Consider the following 19,651-nt stretch of genomic DNA (forward strand, 5'->3'; position numbering starts at 1 on the left):
CGCTGCAACCAGACCAGGGTTTGTCCCGTCCGCCCACTTTCAGTGGGCATGAATGTGACTTTCGTTCTGGTTTCTAGAGGCTCACTTTGACCCTCGCGAACTCCTCTGCGAGCGCCGGCAGCTGCCAGTGCGCGTTCAACCCGCTCGGATTGGGCAGCACCCACACCCGCACCCCGCCCACGGTGTCCTGCTGCGGTCCGACCTGCGCTTTCTTGCGGTCGAAGGCCGCCCGGTACACCGTCACACCGAGCACCGCGAGAACCTTCGGTGAATACCGCTCGACCTTTTCGGTGAGCTCCACACTGCCTTGACGCATTTCGTCAATTGTTAATTCGTCGGCTTTGGCGGACGGCCGCGCGACGACGTTCGTGATGCCGAGGCCGAGGTCGAGGAGCTGCAACTGCTCGGAGGGCGCGAACAGCCTCGGGGTGAAACCGGACAAATGCAGGGCGGGCCAGAACCGGTTTCCGGGGCGAGCGAAGTGGTGGCCGGTCGCCTCCGACACGAGGCCGGGGTTGATGCCGCAGAAGAGCACGTCGAGCCCGGGCTTGATCACGTCGGGAATCACCTCGCCGAGCCTACGGTGTCCGCGTGACCGGTATCCCGTTGCTCTTCCTCGACGTCGACGGCCCGCTGCTCCCGTTCGGCGACGGCGTGGCCGGCGCACCCGGCCTGGCCCGCCTGGACCCGCTGCACGGCCCGTGGCTGGCCGCCCTGCCGTGCGAGCTCGTCTGGGCCACGACGTGGATGGACGACGCGAACGAGCACCTCGCCCCGTTGCTCGGCCTGCCACGGCTACCGGTGGCCACCTGGCCGGACGACCCGCAGACCGAAGCCGAGGACATCCGCCGAGGCCTGCACTGGAAGACCCGCGGCCTGGTCGCCCGCGCGGGAGCCAGGCCGTTCGCCTGGGTCGACGACGAGCTCACCGACACCGACCGCGCCTGGGTCGCCGAGCACCACCCCAGAGCCCTGCTGCACAAGGTCGACCCGCGCCACGGCCTGACCGACGCCGACTACCTCGAACTGGACGCGTGGCTCCGCGCCGCCCCGCTCACTCGCAGCTGAGGGCGAACCCCGGCACCACCGCCGCCGACACGACGTGACCGGGCGCGAGGTCCGCCGCCGATGCCTTCCCGCCCGACCCGCGCCCCGCGGCACCGCTCGTCCCCGCGTCCTCCGGATCCACGTCCTCGAACTGGGCGCATGGCTCCGCGCCGCCCGCTCACTCCCGGCTGAGGGCGAACTCCGGCACCACCACCGCCAGGCACCACCCCGCCCGACCCGTGCCCGCAGTACCGCTCATCCCCCGCGTTCTCCAGATCCCGGAACAGCCGCCCGTCCCACAGCCCCTAAGCCGCAGGCACCCGCGGCCGCGGCGTCCACATCGTGTACCCGGCCCGCCGCGCATCCTCCGGCGAATGGAAGAACGCGTCCCCCTTCATCCGCTTGTAGTAAGGCGAATCCGGCGTGTGGAACATCATCGTCCGCGAGTTCGCCTTGATCGCGGGCGCCACCATCACCGGCTCCTCCATGATCGAGAGCCGGGCCTGCACAGGCACGGCCTCGAAGGCGTCGGCGAACCGGGCGCGCATGGTCAGCCACGTCAGCAGCACGCCCGCGAGGAACGCGCCCGCGCACAGCAGGAACATCTGCAGAAAGAACCCGAACAAGGCAAGAGCTCCTAGGCCGAAGTGAAGTCCTCGTCCACACGCAGGTCGGGGGCGGCGGCGCGCAGGGCGTCGCTCAGCTCGCCCGCGCGGTCCGGGTCCGCGACTCGTGCCGACGCGGTCAGGTGTCCTTTGCGGACGACGCCGGTGAACTCGGTGACGCCCTGGTCGAGCACCACTCCCAGCAGGCCGGACACCACGGCCGGAGGGACTGGCATGCGCTCGCCCGCGTTGGGGGTGATCATGTCGGTGATGCGGTGGGAGGCGGTCAGCACGCGCACGGCGTCGACCACGTCCTGACGCTCGGCGTCGGTGCCCGCAGTACCGGCCAGCACGATCTCGGACGACCTGACGGCGAACACCAGGTGGCCGACCGAGATCTCGGGGTCGGAGCGGAACGCGGTGCCCACCGAGGCGAGCAGCATCGGCACGACCAGGGCGCCGACGAAGACGCGTTGCGGCAACTGCACGCGCCTGACCTATCTCATTCGGACGTCTCGATGCCACCGCCTGGCGCAGAAGGCCCAGGACAACACACCCGAATTCACCCGTTGGTGGAGACGATCACGGGCACCCCGGAGGCCACCAGCCGCCAGTCGGACCGCACGAAAGCAGCGGGGTCGAGCACCCCCGCCGACTTGACCCACTCGATCAGCAGCTGGCGGATCTCCTGCCGCTGGTTGTGCAGCACGGGCGCGGACGCGATGTGCGGGAAGTCGCCGCCACCACCCTGCCGGTAGTTGTTCACCGCCACCGCGAACTCGAACGCGTCGTCGACCGGCACACCGTCGTACGCCAGCCCCACGATCCGCGACCCCACCGGCTGCGCGATGTCGATGTCGTAGGTCAGCGGCGCGGAGAGCCCGTAGGCGATGTCGAAGTTGTAGTCCGGCACGTCAGCGGACAGCTCGGCGGCCGTGAAGGGGCCGGAGGTGCAGACCTGCCGGAAGTACCGGGCCGACTCCTCCAGGAAGTCCCGCAGCTGACCCCCGGTCAGCCGCACCCCGACCAGCGTGTTGTCGAACGGGTACAGCCCGGCGACGTCCCTTATGGACACTTCCCCGCTCGGAATCGCGGCCCCCCGGTTGAACGGCGCGCACAACGACAGCACCGGCAGGGACGCCGACTTGGCGACCTCCAGCGCCTGCACGTGGTTGATGAACCCCAGAGCGGGCGTGTCCTCGAACCGCGACCGCGCGGCCGACATCGCCTCGAGACAGGTGCCGATCCGCGCGTTGACGTAGTTGATGACCTTCGCGTGGTCGTGCCGCAGCAGCCGCACGATCCGCGGGTCCTCCGCCACCCCGGCCGTCGACAGCACGGACGAACGCGAGGAGGCCACCGACCACCGGCCGTCGAACTCCAGGTCGAACTCCATCAGCGCCAGCCGCTTGCCCCAGTACAGCGGCTCGGTCAGCAGCACCGGCCGCCCGGTCACCTTGTTGACGGCGAACCGCTGCGGAATCTCCACGTGCGCGTGCCCGACCAGCACCGCGTCGATCCCCGGCACGGTCTCCGCGAGCAGTTCGGCGCAGTTCTCCGGGAACGGCACCTGATCGCCCAGGGACGAGGACAGATCGGCGCCGGAGTGCGCCACCACGATGACCAGATCGGACTTCGACCGCACCTCCGGCACCCAGTGCAGCGCCTGCTCGACCAGCCCGGGAAACGTCAGGATCCCGTCGACGACAGCCCGGTCCCACACCGCGATCCCGGGGTTGGTCAGCCCCAGGATCCCGACCCGCAACGGCGGTCCGCCCGTGCGCCACACGGTCTTGACCACGTACGGCGCGAACGCGGGCAGCCCGGTGGCGACGTCCACCGCGTTGGCGCCGAGCAGCGGGAAGTCCAGCTGCCGCTCGAACGTCCGCAGCACCTCGAGCCCGTAGTTGAACTCGTGGTTGCCCAGAGCGGCGGCCGTGTACCCGATGGCGTTCATCGCGGCCGCCATCGGGTGCACGTGCATGCGCGTGATCGGCTCGACCTTCGCGTAGTAGTACGCGAGCGGCGTGCCCTGGATCGTGTCTCCGGCGTCGAGCAGCAACGTCCGATGCCGCCCCACGGCGTCTCGCACCCCAGAGACCAGCGTGGAGATCTTCGCGAGGCCGACGTCGTCGTGCGCGTAGTCGTCGTACTCGCGGTCCCGGTAGTAGTCCCAGTTGAAGAGATTGCCGTGCAGGTCGGTCGTGCCCAACACAGTCAGTGTGAACGTGCGCAGACCGCTCACCTCCGGTTGTGGTCGGGCCCTGAACCCGACCATAACCACTCACACTTGACCGGGCAGCTACCTGGTCGGCGGCGCCTGCCGGCCCTGCTGCCCGCGTTGACCAGGCTCGACCACGCTCGAGGCGACGGTCTTGCCGTCTTCAGTGGTGGCGATCACCGTCACGGTGTCGCCGTTCTCGACACCTTCCTTCACGGTGTCGGCGTCGATCACGTAGGTCTTCGTGTAGCCGTCGGTGGACTTGACCTCCAACGACGTGTCGCTGATCGAGGTGACCTCACCGGTCTGGAACTCGCCGTGCGTGGCCGATCCGGAACCGAGGCCCAGACCGGGCCCGCGCATGCCGTTGCCGTTCGCGCCGTCCGGCGGCCCGCCCATGCCACCGGGGCCGCCCATGGCGCCGGTCTGCTGGTTCGTGCCGCTGGCCGCGTAGATCGCGACACCTCCGGCCGCGGCGATGCCCACGGCGATGGCCACTGCCGCCACTGTCTTCTTCGCGGTCCACGCCGGGCGTGCCGCGGGCTGGGGTGCGCCCCACTCCTGGGACGGCTGTTCTTCGGTCATGTCAGCCACCGTGGCGGCGTTGTCTGTGCCGAACCTGTGTACCGCGTAGGCCTGAGCTGTGCGGAGCGCTCACAGCTGGTACACAGGGTCCGCGTTCACGATGGGAGCCATGCGCGCGATGAAGACCGAACTCCGCAGGCCGGACGGGCAGCCGGTACGGGTGCTCGTGGTGGACGACGAGTCCACTCTGGCCGAGCTGATGTCGATGGCGCTGCGCATGGAGAAGTGGGAAGTCCGCACGGCGCTCGACGGTCAGACCGCGGTGCGGACCGCGCGCGAGTTCCGGCCGGACGTGGTGGTGCTCGACGTGATGCTGCCGGACTTCAACGGTTTCGAGGTGCTGCGCCGGATGCGCGGGGACTCCCCCGCGTTGCCGGTGCTGTTCCTGACGGCGAAGGACGCGGTGGAGGACCGCATCGCCGGGCTCACGGCGGGCGGCGACGACTACGTCACCAAACCGTTCTCGCTGGAGGAGGTCGTGCTGCGGCTGCGCGCGCTGCTGCGCCGCACCGGCGTGACCGACGCGGACGCGGGCGCCCGGCTGATAGTCGGCGACCTGTCGTTGAACGAGGAGACGCGCGAGGTCGAGCGCGGCGGCAAGTCGATCGACCTGACGGCGACGGAGTTCGAGTTGCTGCGCTACCTGATGAGCAACCCGCGCCGGGTGCTGAGCAAGGCGCAGATCCTCGACCGGGTGTGGAGCTACGACTTCGGCGGCCAGGCGAACATCGTCGAGCTCTACATCTCCTATCTGCGCAAGAAGATCGACGCCGGGCGCACCCCGATGATCCACACGATGCGAGGCGCCGGGTATGTCCTCAAGCCTGCGACCTAGAACCCTGCGCGGCAAGCTGGTCATCGGCCAGATCATCCTCGCCGTCGCGCTGTGCGTCGTCGTGGGCGGCGTGGCGGTGCTGGCGCTGCGCGAGTTCCTGACCAACGACCTGGACCGCCAGATCTCGCTGATGCTCAAGCAGGGGCCTCCCGGACGGCAGTACTTCGGGCCGCCCCTCATCGGCCTCGACGCGCAGATCGGGCCGTCCGGTGCCATCACCGGCACGATCGCGCTGCCCGGTGGCGACCCCGAAGCGCTGACCGGTGAGCAGAGCGCCGCGCTCGCGAGCGTGCCCGCCGGCTCGCACACCGTCGACCTCGGCGACGACGTGGGCGAGTTCCGCGTCGCCACCCAGGGCATGCGGATCAAGGGCCTGCCGATGACGCCGGTGCACGACGGCACGTGGCAGATGATCTGGGTGCTCGTGGCGCTGACCATCACGGGTGCGGCGGGCGTGGCGCTGGTGGGCCGGATCGTCGTGCGACGCGCGCTGGTGCCGCTCGACCGCGTCGCCGACACCGCGACCAGAGTCTCCGAACTCCCGCTGCACGAAGGAGAAGTCGCACTCGCCGAACGCGTGCCGGAGCAGGACACCGACCCGCACACCGAGGTCGGCAAGGTCGGCCTCGCGCTGAACAGGATGCTCGGGCACATCGGCGACGCGCTGAAAGCCAGGCACGACAGCGAGATGCGCGTCCGGCAGTTCGTCGCGGACGCCTCGCACGAGCTCCGGACCCCGCTCGCCGCCATCCGCGGTTACGCCGAACTGACCCGCCGCTCGACCGAGGACGTGCCTCCACAGGTCGCCCACGCGATGGGCCGGGTGGAGTCCGAGGCGGTGCGGATGACCTCGCTGGTCGAGGACCTGCTGCTGCTGGCCAGGCTCGACGCGGGCAGACCGTTGGAGCGCAAGGACGTCGACCTGTCCCGGCTGGTGCTGGACGTCGTCGGTGACGCCAGGATCGCGGGTCCCGACCACAGCTGGAAGCTCAGCCTGCCGAGCGATCCCGTGCTCGTCACCGGTGATGTGCAACGGCTGCACCAGGTCATCGGCAACCTGCTGTCCAACGCCCGCACGCACACCCCGCCGGGCACCACCGTGACCACCGGCCTGTCCGTCCACAACGGACGGGTGAACCTGACCGTGACCGACGACGGGCCGGGCATCCCGCAGGGCCTGGAAGTGTTCGAACGGTTCGCCCGCGGCGACTCCTCGCGGTCGCGGGCCGCGGGCAGCACCGGGCTGGGGCTGTCGATCGTGGAAGCCGTGGTCGGCGCGCACGACGGCGCGGTCTCGGTCCGGAGCGCGCCGGGCCACACCACGTTCACGGTTTCCCTGAAGACGTCACCGCACACAGCTCGTTCACAGCGAGAGCACACGACCGACCCAGGGTAGGCCGCGACTCTCGTCCGCATGAGACGAGAACGCCTGGCGCTGGCGGTCCTGCTGATCGCGACCGGCGCGCTGTACCTGTGGCGACTGGGGGACTCCGGCTGGGCCAACGCCTACTACTCCGCCGCCGCGCAGGCCGGTGCGACGAGCTGGAAGGCGTGGTTCTTCGGCTCGTCGGACGCCTCCAACGCGATCACGATCGACAAGACGCCCGCCTCGGTGTGGGTGATGGGCCTGTCCGCCAGGCTGTTCGGCGTCAACGCGTGGAGCATCCTGGTGCCACAGGCGTTGATGGGCGTCGGCAGCGTGTGGCTGCTGTACGCGACGGTGCGCCGCTGGTTCTCCCCCGCCGCCGCCTTGATCTCCGGCGCCGTGCTCCCGCTGACCCCGGTCGCGGTGCTGATGTTCCGCTTCAACAACCCGGACGCGCTGCTCGTGCTGCTGATGGTCGCGGGCGCCTACTGCGTCACCCGTGCGGTCGAGAAGGCCAGTCCCTTCTGGCTCGCGCTCGCCGGTGCCGCCATCGGGTTCGGGTTCCTCACCAAGATGCTGCAGGCGTTCCTGGTGCTGCCCGCGTTCGGGCTGGTCTACCTGCTCACCGCGCCGACGAGCATCGGCAGACGAGTGCTGCACCTCGCCGGCGCGCTGGGAGCGATGGTCGTCGCGGGCGGCTGGTGGATCGTCGCCGTCGAACTCACCCCCGACCGCCCGTACATCGGCGGCTCGCAGACGAACAGCGTGCTCGAACTGGCGTTGGACTACAACGGACTCGGCCGGATCACCGGTGACGAGGTCGGCAGCGTCGGCGGCGGCCGCGGCTGGGGCTCGCCCGGCTGGAGCCGCCTGCTGGGCAGCGAGATGGGCAGCCAGATCGCGTGGCTGCTGCCGGCCGCGCTGGTGCTGCTGGTCGCCGGACTGTGGCTGACGAAGGGCCGTGCCCGCACCGCGCTCGGGTTGTGGGGCGGCTGGCTCGTCGTCACCGCCGCGGTGTTCAGCTACATGAACGGGATCATCCACTCCTACTACACCGTGGCGCTGGCGCCCGCGATCGCCGCCGTCGTCGGCATCGCCGCCACCGAGCTCTGGGATCGCAGGCACGAACCCGTTGCGGCGGCGGTGCTTTCCGGCTCGGTCGCGTTGAGCGCGCTGCAGTGCTACCTGCTGATCAACGCCTTCTCCGCACCCGTCGCGGTGATCGTGCTGATGGCCGGGCTGATCGCGGCGGTCGGCATGGTGCTGTCGATGCGCTGGGCGATCCCGGTCGCACTCGTGACCGCGCTGCTCGGCCCGACCACGTACTCCTTCGCCACCGTCACCACCCCGCACACCGGCGCGATCCCCGTCGCGGGCCCGTCGAGCGGACGCATGGGCATGGGCGGCGGTGGAGGGCTGCTCGGCGCGTCCACTCCGAACGCTGAGGTGGTGAACCTGTTGCAGGCCAACGCTGATCACTACAGGTGGGCCGCGGCGACCATCGGCTCCAACAACGCGGCCGGGCTGCAGCTCGCCAGCGGGGAGCCGGTGATGGCGATGGGCGGCTTCAACGGCACCGATCCCGCGCCGACGCTCGAGCAGTTCCAGGAGTTGGTCCGAAGTGGACAGATCCATTACTACGTCGCCGCCGGCCGGATGATGCAGGGGGCCACCGGGAGCGACGCCGCCCACGAGATCGCCGAGTGGGTCGCCGCGAACTACACCGCGACGACCGTCGCCGGTGCCACTCTCTACGAACTGGATGCGTCATGATCTCTCTCCCAGCTGAAGCGGGGGGATTCAGCACTAGCGGGTTGAGTTTTCTGCTTCACCGCCCATTGCCGACCTGCTTGCACGGCGAGGGTCGGAGCGCCGACCATCGGTCTTGCACAAGCTCCACAGACTTCATGTCCCGTCAGCCCGGCGGTAGACCGGTCCGCAGCCTGGTCATCGCCCCGAACCGGCTGACTGAACGTGTCCGACGGTGTTCGGGCCTTGAACCTCGACCTCTCGACGGACCTGCGCACGCCGGTACGGCTGGTCGCGCCGCTGCTGTACGGGCACTCCGACCTCGCCACCGGCAGCAGGCCCGCGCACGGCGCCCGTGTCACCCGCAGCGCCAATCGGGAGGTGATCTCCCGCTGCTACAACGTGTTGCTGCGATCCACGCCCGTGCCGCTCGCGAACTGCTGCCGTTGGTGCGGGACACCGGCTGCCGCACACGGCCGGTTCTGCCGGTCACCGAACTGGGAAGGGTCCCGGCATGACCGCCACACTCACCCCGGCGCCCGTCGCCGCGCCCACGCCACCGGCAAGCCGGAGCACGAAATCTTTGCACCGCATCGCTTTCTTCGGCCTGCTCGCCGGTACGGCCGTGCTGTACCTGTGGAATCTCACCGCGACCGGCTATGGCAACGAGTTCTACGCGGCGGCGACGCAGGCGGCGTCGCAGAGCTGGAAGGCGTTGCTGTTCGGTTCGCTCGATCCTGGCAACACGATCACCGTGGACAAGCCGCCCGCGTTCCTGTGGGTGAGCGGGCTGTTCGCCAAGGTGTTCGGGTTCTCCAGCTGGACGGTGCTCGCTCCGCAGGCGCTGGAAGGTGTTGCGGCGGTGGCACTTCTTCACGCGACGGTGAAGCGGACGTCCGGTCTGGGCGCGGCGTTGTTCGCCGGTGCGGCCTTCGCGCTGACGCCCGTGGCGACGCTGATGTTCCGGTTCAACCTGCCGGACGCGTTGCTGGTGCTGCTGATGGTCGCGGCCGCGTACTGCACGGTGCGGGCGCTGGAGAAGGCGAACCCGTGGTGGCTCGCCGGTGCGGGCACGGCGATCGGGTTCGCGTTCCTCACCAAGATGATGCAGGGGTTCCTGGTGCTGCCGGCGCTGGCGCTGGCCTACCTGGTCGCGGCTCCGACGTCACCGCTCAAGAGGCTGCTGCACCTGCTCGGCGCCGGTCTCGCGGTGGTCGTGTCGGCCGGGTGGTTCATCGCGCTGGTCGAGTTGTGGCCGGCGGGCAGCCGCCCGTACATCGGCGGGTCGACCAACAACTCGTTGTGGGAGCTGGCGATCGGTTACAACGGTCTCGGCCGCATCTTCGGCAACTCAGGCGGCGGCGGTGGCGGCGGAGGCATGGGCGGCAACGGGAACATCGGCTTCGGCGGCGAGACGGGCATCGGCCGGTTGTTCGGCGCCAGCATGGGCCCGGAGATCTCGTGGCTGCTGCCCGCGGCGTTGATCGGTCTCGGTGCCGGGCTGTGGTTCCTGCGGCGCGCGCCCCGCACTGACCGCACTCGTGCGGCGTTGATCATCTGGGGTGGCTGGACGCTCGTCACCGGCGCGGTGTTCAGCTTCATGAGCGGCATCACGCACCCCTACTACACGGTCGCGCTGGCGCCCTCGATCGCTGCTCTCGTGGGTATCGCCGGCCACGGGTTGTGGCGCGGCAGGGCGCATTTCCCGGTGCGGATGGCGTTGACGGCGATGGTCGCGGCGACCGGTGTCTGGAGTTTCATCATGCTCGACCGCACGCCGGTGTGGCTGCCGTGGCTGCGCTGGGTCGTGCTGGTGGTCACTGCGGTCGCCGTGCTGGCGCTGGTGTTCGGCGTGAACGCCCGCAAGTGGCTGATCGGTGTGGTGCTGGCGGCGGCGTTGCTCGGCACCTCGGGCTACGCGGTCGCGACTGCGGCCACCACGCACAGCGGCTCGATCCCGTTGTCCGGGCCGCGTTCGCAACAGGGCGGCGGAATGCGGGAAGGCGAGTCGTCCACGGAGGTCGTGCAGCTGCTCAAGGGCACGGACACCGAATGGGCCGCCGCGACGACCGGTGCTCAGAGCGCGGCGTCGTTGCAGCTGGCGTCGGGCCGGTCGGTGATCGCGATCGGCGGCTGGAACGGCAGCGATCCGGCGCCCACGCTGGACGAGTTCAAGGCACTCGTCGCGGCCGGCAAGGTGCGCTACTTCGTCGCGGGCGGGCGTGGTGGCCCCGGCGGCGGCTCCAGCGAGATCAGCGAGTGGGTCGCGGCGAACTACCAGGCCACGACCGTCGGCGGGCAGACCATCTACGACCTGGCCTGACGCTCAGATCCGGCCGGTGTCGGCCGGAAGCACCTCGCCCGGCGCGCCGGCCGGCCACACCTCGGCCGGCTCGTCGGCGTTCCACAGCAACGGCACCACGTCCGCACCCCGGCGGAACAGCCACGGAATCCCCTTGAGCATCAGCCACGCGAAGTGGTGCCACACCGTGAGCTCGCGCCCGCCGGAGCACTCCAGGCTGACCTCGCCGATCGCGTGCCCGAGCGTGCGCAGCTCCGCGGCGAACGCCTGCGCGAGCATCCGGTGGCCGAGCTCGGACGGGTGCAGCCGGTCGACGGCCCACGTCTCCAGCTCGTACGCGCCGGGCAGCGTGTGGAGGTCGACGCACCGGACACCGTGCCGCGCAACGACGACGTCGACCACGCGGTTGTACTCGTCGATGCGGTCCTTCAGCACCCGCCGCAACCGGCCGGGCAGCTTGAACACGCGGCCCTGGTCGTGGAACCGCACGGTGACGACCGAGACCCCGGCAGCCGTCAGCCGGCCGCAGATGGCGTCGAGGTCCTCGTGCATCCGCCGCACCGAGAAGTCGGACCGCAGCGTGTCGTTGACGCCCGCGATGACGACGGCGGCACTGGGCTTGTCGCGCAGGGCCTGCGGCAGCTGGGTGCGTCTGACGTCGGCCAGCCGCGCGCCGGAGACCGAGTAGTTGCGGTAACCGTTGTCCGGGTAGGCGGACGAGAGGATCGGGCCGAAGCCGCGCCACCCGCCGGGAACGAGGTCGCCGATCCCGACCGCTGTCGAGTCACCGAGTAGCACCAGCACGCGACCCAGGATCAGCGTGCCCGGTGATCTCGGAATGACCGTGCGGGAACGGTTCAGCGAAATGCTGGGTAAAGAGGGAGTTCGAGCACCTCAGCGCCGTAGCGGTCGGCCAGTGCGCCGATCACCGCGTCGGCGTGCGACGCGACCGTCTTCTCGCCCAGGATCAGCGCGTCGCCCCGCAGCCGCACCCACCGGCCCGCCAGCACGACGCTGCGCGGCGGGGCGTTGTCGACGGTGGGCATCGGCTTGGACAGCGCCCGCCACGTCGCGAGCCACACCCACAACAGCTGGGCTTCCAGCAGGCGCGGTAAGAGGATCGCGTCGTCGTCCATCTCCGGCCACACCGACCCGACCTCGGCCCGCCACGCGGCGACCATGGCCTCGGACATGCCCGGCGGCAGCCCCCACCCGCACCAGCAGGACGGGAACGGAACCCTGAGTGCCGCCGCGTCGAACACGATGTCGCGGACGCAGCCGCCCTCGAAGTCGACGAACCGCACCCCGCGCGAGGTGACCAGGTGGTTGTCCGGGCACGAAGTCGACGGGCTGAACGCACGCCGCCGTGACGTGCTGAACGCCCGCGCGGCATCAGCCGCGAACTCGATGGCCTGCGTGGACGTCTCGACGCCCAGCGTGGTCCCCAGCAACGTCGGTAACCCCGCGATGGCGGCGTGCACGTCGACGGCGATCGGGTCCTGGCAGCACTGCGCACCGGCACGGCGCATCAACGCGTCGAAGTCCGCGTCACGACCGGCCGTGGTGGCGTGCAGGCGGCCCATGGCGTGGGCCCACGACAGCAGCCCGCGTTCGGCGGCGCGCGCGTCCTTGGAGTGCAGCTTCTCGGACAACCTCGGCGCCCGGCCCAGGTCCTCCAGCACGACCAGGCGCGACGCCGCGTCGTGCGCGAAAAGCTCTGGTGTGGCGCGCTCTTCCGCGGGCAACGCGGTCAGGAGCTGGTGGCTCACCGCCTCGTGCGCCCACGGGTCGCGATCACCGGAACCGGCCGGATACCGCTTCACGACCAGCGTCCGGGGCATCGAGAACGGCGAGGACGCCACTCTGACCCGGATCACGACGGAACGACCGGTCCCCCCGAGAGCCTCGGGGTCCGCAAGACGCACCTGTGCGCCCAAACGCCTGGTCAGTACCCGCTCGGCAGCGTCGACAGCTTCGGCGATCTCAGGTGAAGTCGTGTCGGGAGGGCCCGCGGTGATCTCCACGCTCATCCCCTCCGACCCTACTCCCCATGTCCGTGAGCCGGACCGACGCTAATCGGGCCAGACTGCGACTACCACCACTCGTTGATAACGGCTCGCGCTGTTTCCGGATCACCCCTTGGACAGTGGACGTGTGGAAACACCATCCGTTGCCCGGCGCCTGCGGATCAACAGAACGAACGCGGCCGCGACGACAATACCGATCAAGTTGATGGCCAACTGGGCCACCGCGGGTCCCACTCTGTCCCACACTCCGAGAACCGCGGCCAGCGCGGCATACCCGGCCGCCGGAACGGTGGTGACCGAGATGAACACACCGACGAGCGCCGCCGACTTCGCCGACGTCATCGACAGCATGCCCGCAGCACCCGCCAGCAACGCCACGATCAGCGAGAACGGCCCGAACTGGTAGACGAAGTCGACCTGGTGCCCGTTGACGAGCGCCGTCCTGTCGAACAGCCCGCCGAACTCACCGAACCACGTCAGCACCGACGTGATCACCATGGCCAGCGGGAACCCGATGCCCAGCGCCACCGATGCCCGTTTGACCAGGTCCCACCGCCGCGCGACAAGCCCGACCGCGATGGCGGCGAGCGGACCGAACTCCGGCCCGACCACCATGGCACCGACGATCGTGACCGGCGAGTTCGTCGCCACACCCACCGCCGCCAGCAGGCACGCGATGGTGAGGAACGCCTGGAAGGTGACGCTGGGCCGGGACTCCTCGCCCGATTTCGCTATCAGCTCCTCCCACACGATCACGTCCGAACCCTCGCCCGGCGCGTTCTCCTCGGCCCGGTCCGCGGCATCCGACAGCGACGTGTCGATCGTTTCGATCGTGACGCCACCGGTGTGGTCGATGTGCAGCTCGCAGAGCGCGACGACGATCTCGTCGACGGCCTCGCGCGCCACGTCGGCGGTGATGAGGTCGCCCTCGGGGTCGATCGCCGCGCCACGCAGGACGACCACGTGGGTGGCGCCGGGGTTGTCGAGAAGGATCTTCTGGGCGGCCTCGGACTGGTCGGCCGGGCAGACCACCCTCAGCCTCAGCACGACGCCATGCCTGACGGGTGCGCGGTGGTGGGCGCGGCCGTGGCGGTGGCGGGCGCGGCGGTGACGGGCGCGGCCGTGGCGGGCGCGGTCAGGAGGTTCGGAGACGACGCCGCGGCAGCGACCACATGCGCCCGGAATGAGGCCACGCCGGACCCACATCCGTCCGCGACAGCCGAGAGGTCCGAAGGCTTCACCACCGCACCAACCTCACCCGCCCCGTACGACGCCATGCCCGACGAACACCCGCCCGCGGCCGGCAGATTCATAGGCCACACCGCAGCAGCAACCGAAAACGCCCGGTACGACGCCGCACTCGACGAACGCCCGCCCACGCCAGCTGCCGAGCGGTCCGGAGACGCCACCGCCCCAGCGATCACACACGCCTGGGACGAAGCTGCGCCTGACTCACCCGCAGCAGCCGGGAGGTTTGCCGGCCACACCACCGCACCAACCTCACCCGCCCGGTACGAAGCCACGCCCGACGAACGCCCATCCACAACAGCCACGGCCGAGGGCTCGAACGGCGTCACCACCGCACCAACCGCATGCGCCCGGCACGAAGCCAGTGCGCCGCCGAACCCCTCAACCGCGACCCTCGTCGAGCGGCATCCGTCAGACACCGGCCCTAAGCCTTCTCGCCCTTTTCCTGCGGCTTCGCGTCGACGCCGGCTTCCTTGCGCTGCTGCGGCGTGATCGGCGCCGGAGCAGCGGTCAGCGGGTCGTAGCCGCCGCCGCTCTTCGGGAACGCGATGACCTCGCGGATCGAGTCGGCGCCCGCGAGCAGCATGCAGAGGCGGTCCCAGCCGAGCGCGATGCCGCCGTGGGGCGGCGCGCCGAACTTGAACGCGTCGAGCAGGAAGCCGAACTTCTCCTGCGCCTCCTCGGCACCGATGCCCATGACGTTGAACGCGCGCTGCTGCACGTCCGCGCGGTGGATACGAATCGAGCCACCGCCGAGCTCGTTGCCGTTGAGGATCACGTCGTAGGCGTAGGCCAGCGCGTTGCCCGGCTCGGTCTCGAAGTTGTCGATCCACTCCGGCGTCGGCGAGGTGAAGGCGTGGTGCAGTGCCGTCCACTTGCCGCCGCCGACCGCGACGTCGCCGGCCTCGAGCTTGTCTACGGCCTCGAACATCGGGAAGTCCACGACCCACGCGAACGCCCACGCGTTCTCGTCGACCAGGCCGACGCGGTGCGCGATCTCGACGCGGGCCGCACCGAGCAGGGCGCGCGCGTCGCGGGCCTCACCGGCGGCGAAGAAGATGCAGTCACCGGCGTTCGCGCCGACGGCCTTGGCCAGCCCGTCGCGCTCGGCGTCGGTCAGGTTCTTGGCGACCGGCCCGCCCAGCGTGCCGTCCTCCTGGACCAGCACGTACGCGAGGCCCTTGTGGCCGCGCTGCTTGGCGAACTCCTGCCACCCGTCGAGCGTGCGACGCGGCTGCGAGGCACCGCCCGGCATGACCACGGCACCGACGTACGGCGCCTGGAACACGCGGAACGTCGTGTCCTTGAAGTACTCGGTCAGCTCAGTCAGCTCGACCTCGAAGCGCAGGTCCGGCTTGTCCGAGCCGTACTTCGCCATCGCCTCGGCGTAGGAGATGCGGCGGAACGGCAGCGGCAGCTCGACGTCCTTCGTCTCCTTCCAGATGGCGGCGAGCAGCTTCTCCGTCAGCGCGATGACGTCGTCCTGCTCGACGAAGCTCATCTCGATGTCGAGCTGGGTGAACTCCGGCTGGCGGTCGGCGCGGAAGTCCTCGTCCCGGTAGCAGCGCGCGATCTGGTAGTAGCGCTCCAGGCCACCGACCATCAGCAGCTGCTTGAACAGCTGCGGCGACTGCGGCAGCGCGTACCAGGAGCCCGGACGCAGCCGCGCCGGAACCAGGAAGTCACGCGCGCCCTCGGGGGTGCTGCGGGTCAGGGTCGGGGTCTCGATCTCGACGAACTTCTCGCCGTGCAGGACCTCGCGGGCGATGCGGCTGACCTCGCTGCGCAGCCGGATGGCCTTGGCCGGGCCGGAACGGCGCAAGTCGAGGTAGCGGTGCTTGAGGCGCGCCTCCTCGCCGATCTCGCCCTCGCCCTCGACCTGGAACGGCAGCGGCGCCGCCTCGTTGAGCACCTCGAGGTCGCTCACGTAGACCTCGATCGCGCCCGTGGCCAGGTCGGGGTTCTCGCTGCCCTCGGGACGCCTGCTCACCTCGCCGGTGACCTTGATGACGTACTCGCTGCGCAGCCGGTGCGCGCGCTCGGCCATCTCACCCTCGCGGAACACGACCTGGGCGACACCGGACGCGTCACGGAGGTCGATGAAGATGACACCGCCGTGATCACGCCGGCGAGCGACCCACCCGGTGAGGGTGACGGACTGCCCGGCGTGCTCGGCCCGGAGTGATCCGGCCTCGTGCGTGCGCAACACGGTGGTGGCTCCTTGTAGACGAAGTCAGCTGTACCGTCAAGGCTAGCCAACGGCACCGACAGAATTTCACGCAGGGCTTTCCCAGGCGAAGGTGATCTCGATCGGCCAAGGCCCCGCGGCACGCTCTCAGTCGCGGAACAGGTGCTCCAGCTTCGGCCTGGCCTCGGCCCACGCCGCGTGCCAGCCGGGGTCGACCTGCTCGGCGTTCTCCCCGTCGTCCGCGATCCGTTCGATCATGTCCAGCAACGCAGCCTGGCTGCCGGCGTCCAGCACCGGCATCACCTCGACGAGGAACGGCAGCACCGCGGTCGCCGCCGGGCAGACGAACCCACCCTCCTCGTAGACCGTCCGATCGAGATCAACCACAGCCTGCGCGACGACCTCAGGATCGTTGGACAGCAACGCCCGCAGGTGCCCCGGCGTGTCCAGCGCGGGACCGTACGCGTGGTCGATCGCGTGCCACGCAACGGAATCCAGACCTTCCAGCACGCGCGGAATCATAGTTCCCGCAACGCCTCCCGCAGGTGCCCGTCGTCGTCATAAGCGCGCCAGCCGGCGAAGCGGGCCAGCCTCCGGTCCGACGCCAGCGCCGCCGATGCCCCGTCCAGCCGTGCACCGGCCTCCACCAACGTCCACGCGGCACTGATCATCGCGGGCTCGAACCGCCCGTCACCCAGGCCGTCGAGCACGTCGCGGCACACCGACACCGCATCCCCCGGCTCACCGGTCATCCGCACGTACGCGTACCGGGTGGAGACCCGCATCGCGACCCGTTCGTCCCCCATCGGCAACCGATCGACGAGGTGCGCCGCCTCAGGCCCCATCTGCGCGAGCAGGTGCACCGACCGGCGGCGCAGCACACCGGCCTCGGTCACGTCGGTCACGATCACGTCGGCCGCTTCCACCGGGTCGCCTCCGCAGCGCCACCACGCCCACGCCGCGAGCGGATCAGCGGGCGTGAGCTCCGGCACCGGTGTCCCGATCCGGCCGAGCGCCTGCAGCGCCACGTGCCGGTGCTCGGTGTCCAGCAGCGTCACCAGCTCCGCGACCTCCGGCAACCCCTCCGTGACCATCGAGGCCAGCGTCTCTCCCAGCGACGGCACCTGCATCAGGTAGCGCTGGATCGGGGTGGAGTGCGGGAACGACAGCAGGCGGCGCACGAGACCCGGCACCCTCACCCCGCAGCGAGCCAGCGCCCACGCGGCCACGTCGCTGATCCTGTCGTCGTACCTGAGCGACTCGTCGTCCAGCAGCACCGCGATCACGTCGGCGTGCTCGGCGGCCCGCATGCAGCCGAGCAGGTAGACGACTTCGCACCGGACGTGGGGGTTCGGGTCGGCGAGCCAGGACGCCACGATCGGCAGCAGCTCGGCGGCCGGAGACCGCCACCTGCTCAGCAACGTGCCCGCGTTGCGCACGACCCGGTACGGAACGGAGCTCAACTCCCGCAGCAACGCGGTGTGCTCCGCGGGCCGATCCGCGAACACCTCGGCCATCTTGTCGATCACCGCGCTGGGAACGACCCCGAACGACGCCGTCTCCCGCCACACCTCCAGGTCGCCGCTGAACCCCGGCACGAACTCCTCGACGCCCAGCTCCAGCGCGTACGCGACCGCCAGCCGCAGCTGCGGATCATCCGTCGGCAACCCGCGCAACCACGCCGCGATCTCGTCGTCGGCCGCGAACTTCCCCGCCGCCACCACGATGTCGAGCCGCGAGGGCACGTCGGACCAGCACCGCCGAATCGCCTCCAGCACACCGGAAGCCGACCCGCGACCGTCGCCGAACGTGCGCCACGCCTGCCGCCGGACGCCCGGATCTTCGTCCTCCACCAACGCCAGCACGCGAAACCGTTCCCGTTCCCACACGCGCAGCCAGTCAGGATCGTCGACGCCGTCGCGGGCCAGCCGGGACAGGTTGATCAGCACGCACGTCCGCCACGGAGCGTCCACAGAGGACGCTAGGTCGATCAGGAACGGCAGCGCCGCGTTGGCGGCGGAGTTCGGCCCGTAGCTGTCCCACAGCAGCTCGGCCAGGTCCCAGTCAGGTTTCGACGAATAACGCCGGGCGCGCAACAGGTGCGGCATCTCCTCGGCCGACCCGTAAGAGGTCTCCAGCTGATCCCACGCGATGTCCCCCAGTCCCTCCAGCACGGCGGGAGCATAGGAAAAGGCCGCGACAGCTGTCGCGGCCTTTTCAGGACGAACTGACTCACGCGCCGGGCGCGAGGTACAGCAGTCGGTTCGGCGAACCGGAACCCGGGCCGGTCACCTTGCCGGGCGTCGACTGCGCGACCAGGTAGGAAGCGACCTGAGCCGGCGTGGCCGTCTTGTTCGTCGACAGGTACCGAGCCGCGGCACCGGCCACGTGCGGGGTCGCCATCGAGGTGCCCGAGATGGTGTTGGTGGCCGTGTCGTTGGTGTTCCACGACGACGTGATGGCCGAGCCGGGCGCGAAGATGTCCAGCACCGCGCCGAAGTTCGAGTACGACGCGCGGGCGTCGGTGCGCTCGGTGGCGCCGACGGTGATCGCCTCGGCCACGCGGGCCGGGGAGAACGTGTTGGCGTTGGCGTTCGAGTTGCCCGCGGCGACCGCGAAGGTCACGCCCTTGCCGATCGCGTTGCGCACGGCCGTGTCGAGGGTGGCGTTGGCGCTGCCGCCCAGGGACAGGTTGGCGACGGCCGGCTTGACCGCGTTGGCGCCCACCCAGTCGATGCCCGCCGCGACACCGGCGAGGGTGCCGGAGCCGTTGTTGTCGAGCACGCGGACGGCGACGATCTTCGCTGCCTTCGCGACGCCGTACTGCGAGCCCGCGATGGTGCCCGCGACGTGCGTGCCGTGGCCGTTGCCGTCCTGCGCGACGTTGTCGTTGTCGACGAAGTCACGGCCGTTGGAAGCGCGGCCACCGAACGTGGAGTGGCTGATGCGCACACCGGTGTCGATGACGTACGCGGTCACGCCCGCACCCGTCGAGGTGTAGCTGTACTTCTGGTCCAGCGGCAGGTTCTTCTGGTCGATGCGGTCGAGACCCCACGACGGCGGGTTCGTCTGCGTCGCCTCGGCGTGCACGACCTGGTCGGCCTCGACGAACTCGACCGACGGGTCCGCGGCCAGGCGCTTGGCCTGCTTCTCGGTCAGCTTCACGTTGAAGCCGCCGAAGCTGGTGTAGTCGCGCTCCACCTTCGCGCCGAAACGCGAAGCCAGGGCGTGCGAGTTCGCCTTGCCTTCCTTGAGCTTCACGATGAAGCTGCCCGCGATCTTCTCGGGTGAGCCGAGCGACAGGACTTCACCCTCGGCCGCAGAAGCCGAGGGAACCATCAGAACCGACAGCGCGAGGGTCGCCGCGCCGGCACCGGCCAGGAACCGGATCTTTCGCGTCATGATGTGCATTCCGTTCTTTGCAGGGGAACGAACACTTTCGACGCTATGGATCGATCCGGTTCCTGCCAAGGGTGTC

19 protein-coding genes and 1 pseudogene are annotated in these 19,651 nt (G+C 70.0%); 6 read left to right on the forward strand and 14 right to left on the reverse strand.

All coding sequences use genetic code 11. The features are described 5' to 3' along the window. Window positions 1-73: 73 nt before the first annotated feature. On the reverse strand, window positions 74-568 hold the full coding sequence (mug, locus tag ABZ345_RS43120; protein WP_359860830.1) for a G/U mismatch-specific DNA glycosylase: 495 nt from the start codon (window positions 566-568) through the stop codon (window positions 74-76). A gap of 23 nt (window positions 569-591) precedes the next feature. On the opposite strand from mug, the gene ABZ345_RS43125 reads away from it, so the two are divergent. Beyond that, window positions 592-1,068, forward strand: a complete 477-nt coding sequence (locus tag ABZ345_RS43125) for an HAD domain-containing protein (RefSeq protein WP_359860832.1) — start codon at window positions 592-594, stop codon at window positions 1,066-1,068. Here ABZ345_RS43125 and ABZ345_RS43130 read toward each other — a convergent pair. The 5 genes from ABZ345_RS43130 to ABZ345_RS43150 form a co-directional block, all read right to left on the reverse strand. Further along, a complete protein-coding gene (locus ABZ345_RS43130) occupies window positions 1,055-1,189 on the reverse strand; it encodes a hypothetical protein (RefSeq protein WP_359860834.1) in 135 nt (44 codons plus the stop codon). The two genes, ABZ345_RS43125 and ABZ345_RS43130, sit on opposite strands and share 14 nt — an antisense overlap. A gap of 163 nt (window positions 1,190-1,352) precedes the next feature. After that, window positions 1,353-1,673 carry a hypothetical protein gene (locus tag ABZ345_RS43135; RefSeq protein ID WP_359860836.1) on the reverse strand — a complete coding sequence of 107 codons (321 nt, stop codon included), beginning with the start codon at window positions 1,671-1,673 and terminating at the stop codon, window positions 1,353-1,355. 11 nt (window positions 1,674-1,684) lie between these two features. Further along, window positions 1,685-2,140 (reverse strand): hypothetical protein, encoded by a 456-nt coding sequence (locus tag ABZ345_RS43140; RefSeq protein WP_359860838.1) that lies wholly within the window; start codon window positions 2,138-2,140, stop codon window positions 1,685-1,687. Window positions 2,141-2,214: 74 nt separating this feature from the next. Continuing rightward, window positions 2,215-3,867 carry a 5'-nucleotidase C-terminal domain-containing protein gene (locus ABZ345_RS43145; protein WP_359860840.1) on the reverse strand — a complete coding sequence of 551 codons (1,653 nt, stop codon included), beginning with the start codon at window positions 3,865-3,867 and terminating at the stop codon, window positions 2,215-2,217. A gap of 87 nt (window positions 3,868-3,954) precedes the next feature. Then, entirely contained in the window at window positions 3,955-4,458 is a 504-nt protein-coding gene (locus ABZ345_RS43150) for a hypothetical protein (RefSeq protein WP_359860842.1), read from the reverse strand. 109 nt (window positions 4,459-4,567) lie between these two features. Between ABZ345_RS43150 and ABZ345_RS43155 the strand changes: the two genes are divergently transcribed. The 5 genes and pseudogenes from ABZ345_RS43155 to ABZ345_RS43175 all read left to right on the forward strand — a co-directional run bounded on the left by ABZ345_RS43155 (window position 4,568) and on the right by ABZ345_RS43175 (window position 10,731). After that, a complete protein-coding gene (locus ABZ345_RS43155) occupies window positions 4,568-5,293 on the forward strand; it encodes a response regulator transcription factor (RefSeq protein ID WP_359860844.1) in 726 nt (241 codons plus the stop codon). After that, window positions 5,271-6,689 carry a HAMP domain-containing sensor histidine kinase gene (locus tag ABZ345_RS43160; protein ID WP_359860846.1) on the forward strand — a complete coding sequence of 473 codons (1,419 nt, stop codon included), beginning with the start codon at window positions 5,271-5,273 and terminating at the stop codon, window positions 6,687-6,689. The genes ABZ345_RS43155 and ABZ345_RS43160 overlap by 23 nt, the downstream gene beginning before the upstream one ends. Window positions 6,690-6,707: 18 nt before the next feature. Continuing rightward, entirely contained in the window at window positions 6,708-8,432 is a 1,725-nt protein-coding gene (locus tag ABZ345_RS43165) for a glycosyltransferase family 39 protein (RefSeq protein ID WP_359860848.1), read from the forward strand. Between the two features lie 225 nt (window positions 8,433-8,657). Then, window positions 8,658-8,828 (forward strand): annotated as a pseudogene (locus tag ABZ345_RS43170) (glycosyltransferase family 2 protein); the annotation flags it as partial. A 94-nt stretch (window positions 8,829-8,922) separates the two neighbouring features. Further along, window positions 8,923-10,731 (forward strand): glycosyltransferase family 39 protein, encoded by a 1,809-nt coding sequence (locus tag ABZ345_RS43175; protein WP_359860850.1) that lies wholly within the window; start codon window positions 8,923-8,925, stop codon window positions 10,729-10,731. Between the two features lie 3 nt (window positions 10,732-10,734). Here the strand turns inward: ABZ345_RS43175 and ABZ345_RS43180 are convergent, their stop codons facing one another. The 8 genes from ABZ345_RS43180 to ABZ345_RS43215 all read right to left on the reverse strand — a co-directional run bounded on the left by ABZ345_RS43180 (window position 10,735) and on the right by ABZ345_RS43215 (window position 19,584). Continuing rightward, window positions 10,735-11,514 (reverse strand): SGNH/GDSL hydrolase family protein, encoded by a 780-nt coding sequence (locus tag ABZ345_RS43180; protein WP_359860852.1) that lies wholly within the window; start codon window positions 11,512-11,514, stop codon window positions 10,735-10,737. 53 nt (window positions 11,515-11,567) lie between these two features. Beyond that, window positions 11,568-12,740: a hypothetical protein gene (locus ABZ345_RS43185; protein ID WP_359860854.1), complete on the reverse strand. Its 1,173-nt coding sequence runs from the start codon at window positions 12,738-12,740 to the stop codon at window positions 11,568-11,570. A gap of 102 nt (window positions 12,741-12,842) precedes the next feature. After that, on the reverse strand, window positions 12,843-13,784 hold the full coding sequence (locus ABZ345_RS43190; RefSeq protein WP_359860856.1) for a DUF389 domain-containing protein: 942 nt from the start codon (window positions 13,782-13,784) through the stop codon (window positions 12,843-12,845). Further along, entirely contained in the window at window positions 13,778-14,050 is a 273-nt protein-coding gene (locus tag ABZ345_RS43195) for a hypothetical protein (protein ID WP_359860858.1), read from the reverse strand. The genes ABZ345_RS43190 and ABZ345_RS43195 overlap by 7 nt, the downstream gene beginning before the upstream one ends. A 359-nt stretch (window positions 14,051-14,409) precedes the next feature. Then, window positions 14,410-16,194, reverse strand: coding sequence for an aspartate--tRNA ligase (aspS, locus tag ABZ345_RS43200; protein WP_359860859.1), 1,785 nt, complete (start codon window positions 16,192-16,194; stop codon window positions 14,410-14,412). 126 nt (window positions 16,195-16,320) lie between these two features. After that, window positions 16,321-16,683, reverse strand: coding sequence for a hypothetical protein (locus ABZ345_RS43205; protein WP_359860861.1), 363 nt, complete (start codon window positions 16,681-16,683; stop codon window positions 16,321-16,323). Between the two features lie 8 nt (window positions 16,684-16,691). Then, entirely contained in the window at window positions 16,692-18,347 is a 1,656-nt protein-coding gene (locus ABZ345_RS43210) for a HEAT repeat domain-containing protein (protein WP_359860863.1), read from the reverse strand. Window positions 18,348-18,405: 58 nt separating this feature from the next. Next, the gene (locus ABZ345_RS43215; RefSeq protein WP_359860865.1) at window positions 18,406-19,584 is read right to left on the reverse strand and encodes a S8 family peptidase; all 1,179 of its coding nucleotides are present in this window, start codon (window positions 19,582-19,584) and stop codon (window positions 18,406-18,408) included. Window positions 19,585-19,651 lie beyond the last annotated feature (67 nt).

Source organism: Lentzea sp. NPDC005914, from assembly GCF_040629405.1.
Classification (GTDB): Bacteria; Actinomycetota; Actinomycetes; order Mycobacteriales; family Pseudonocardiaceae; genus Lentzea.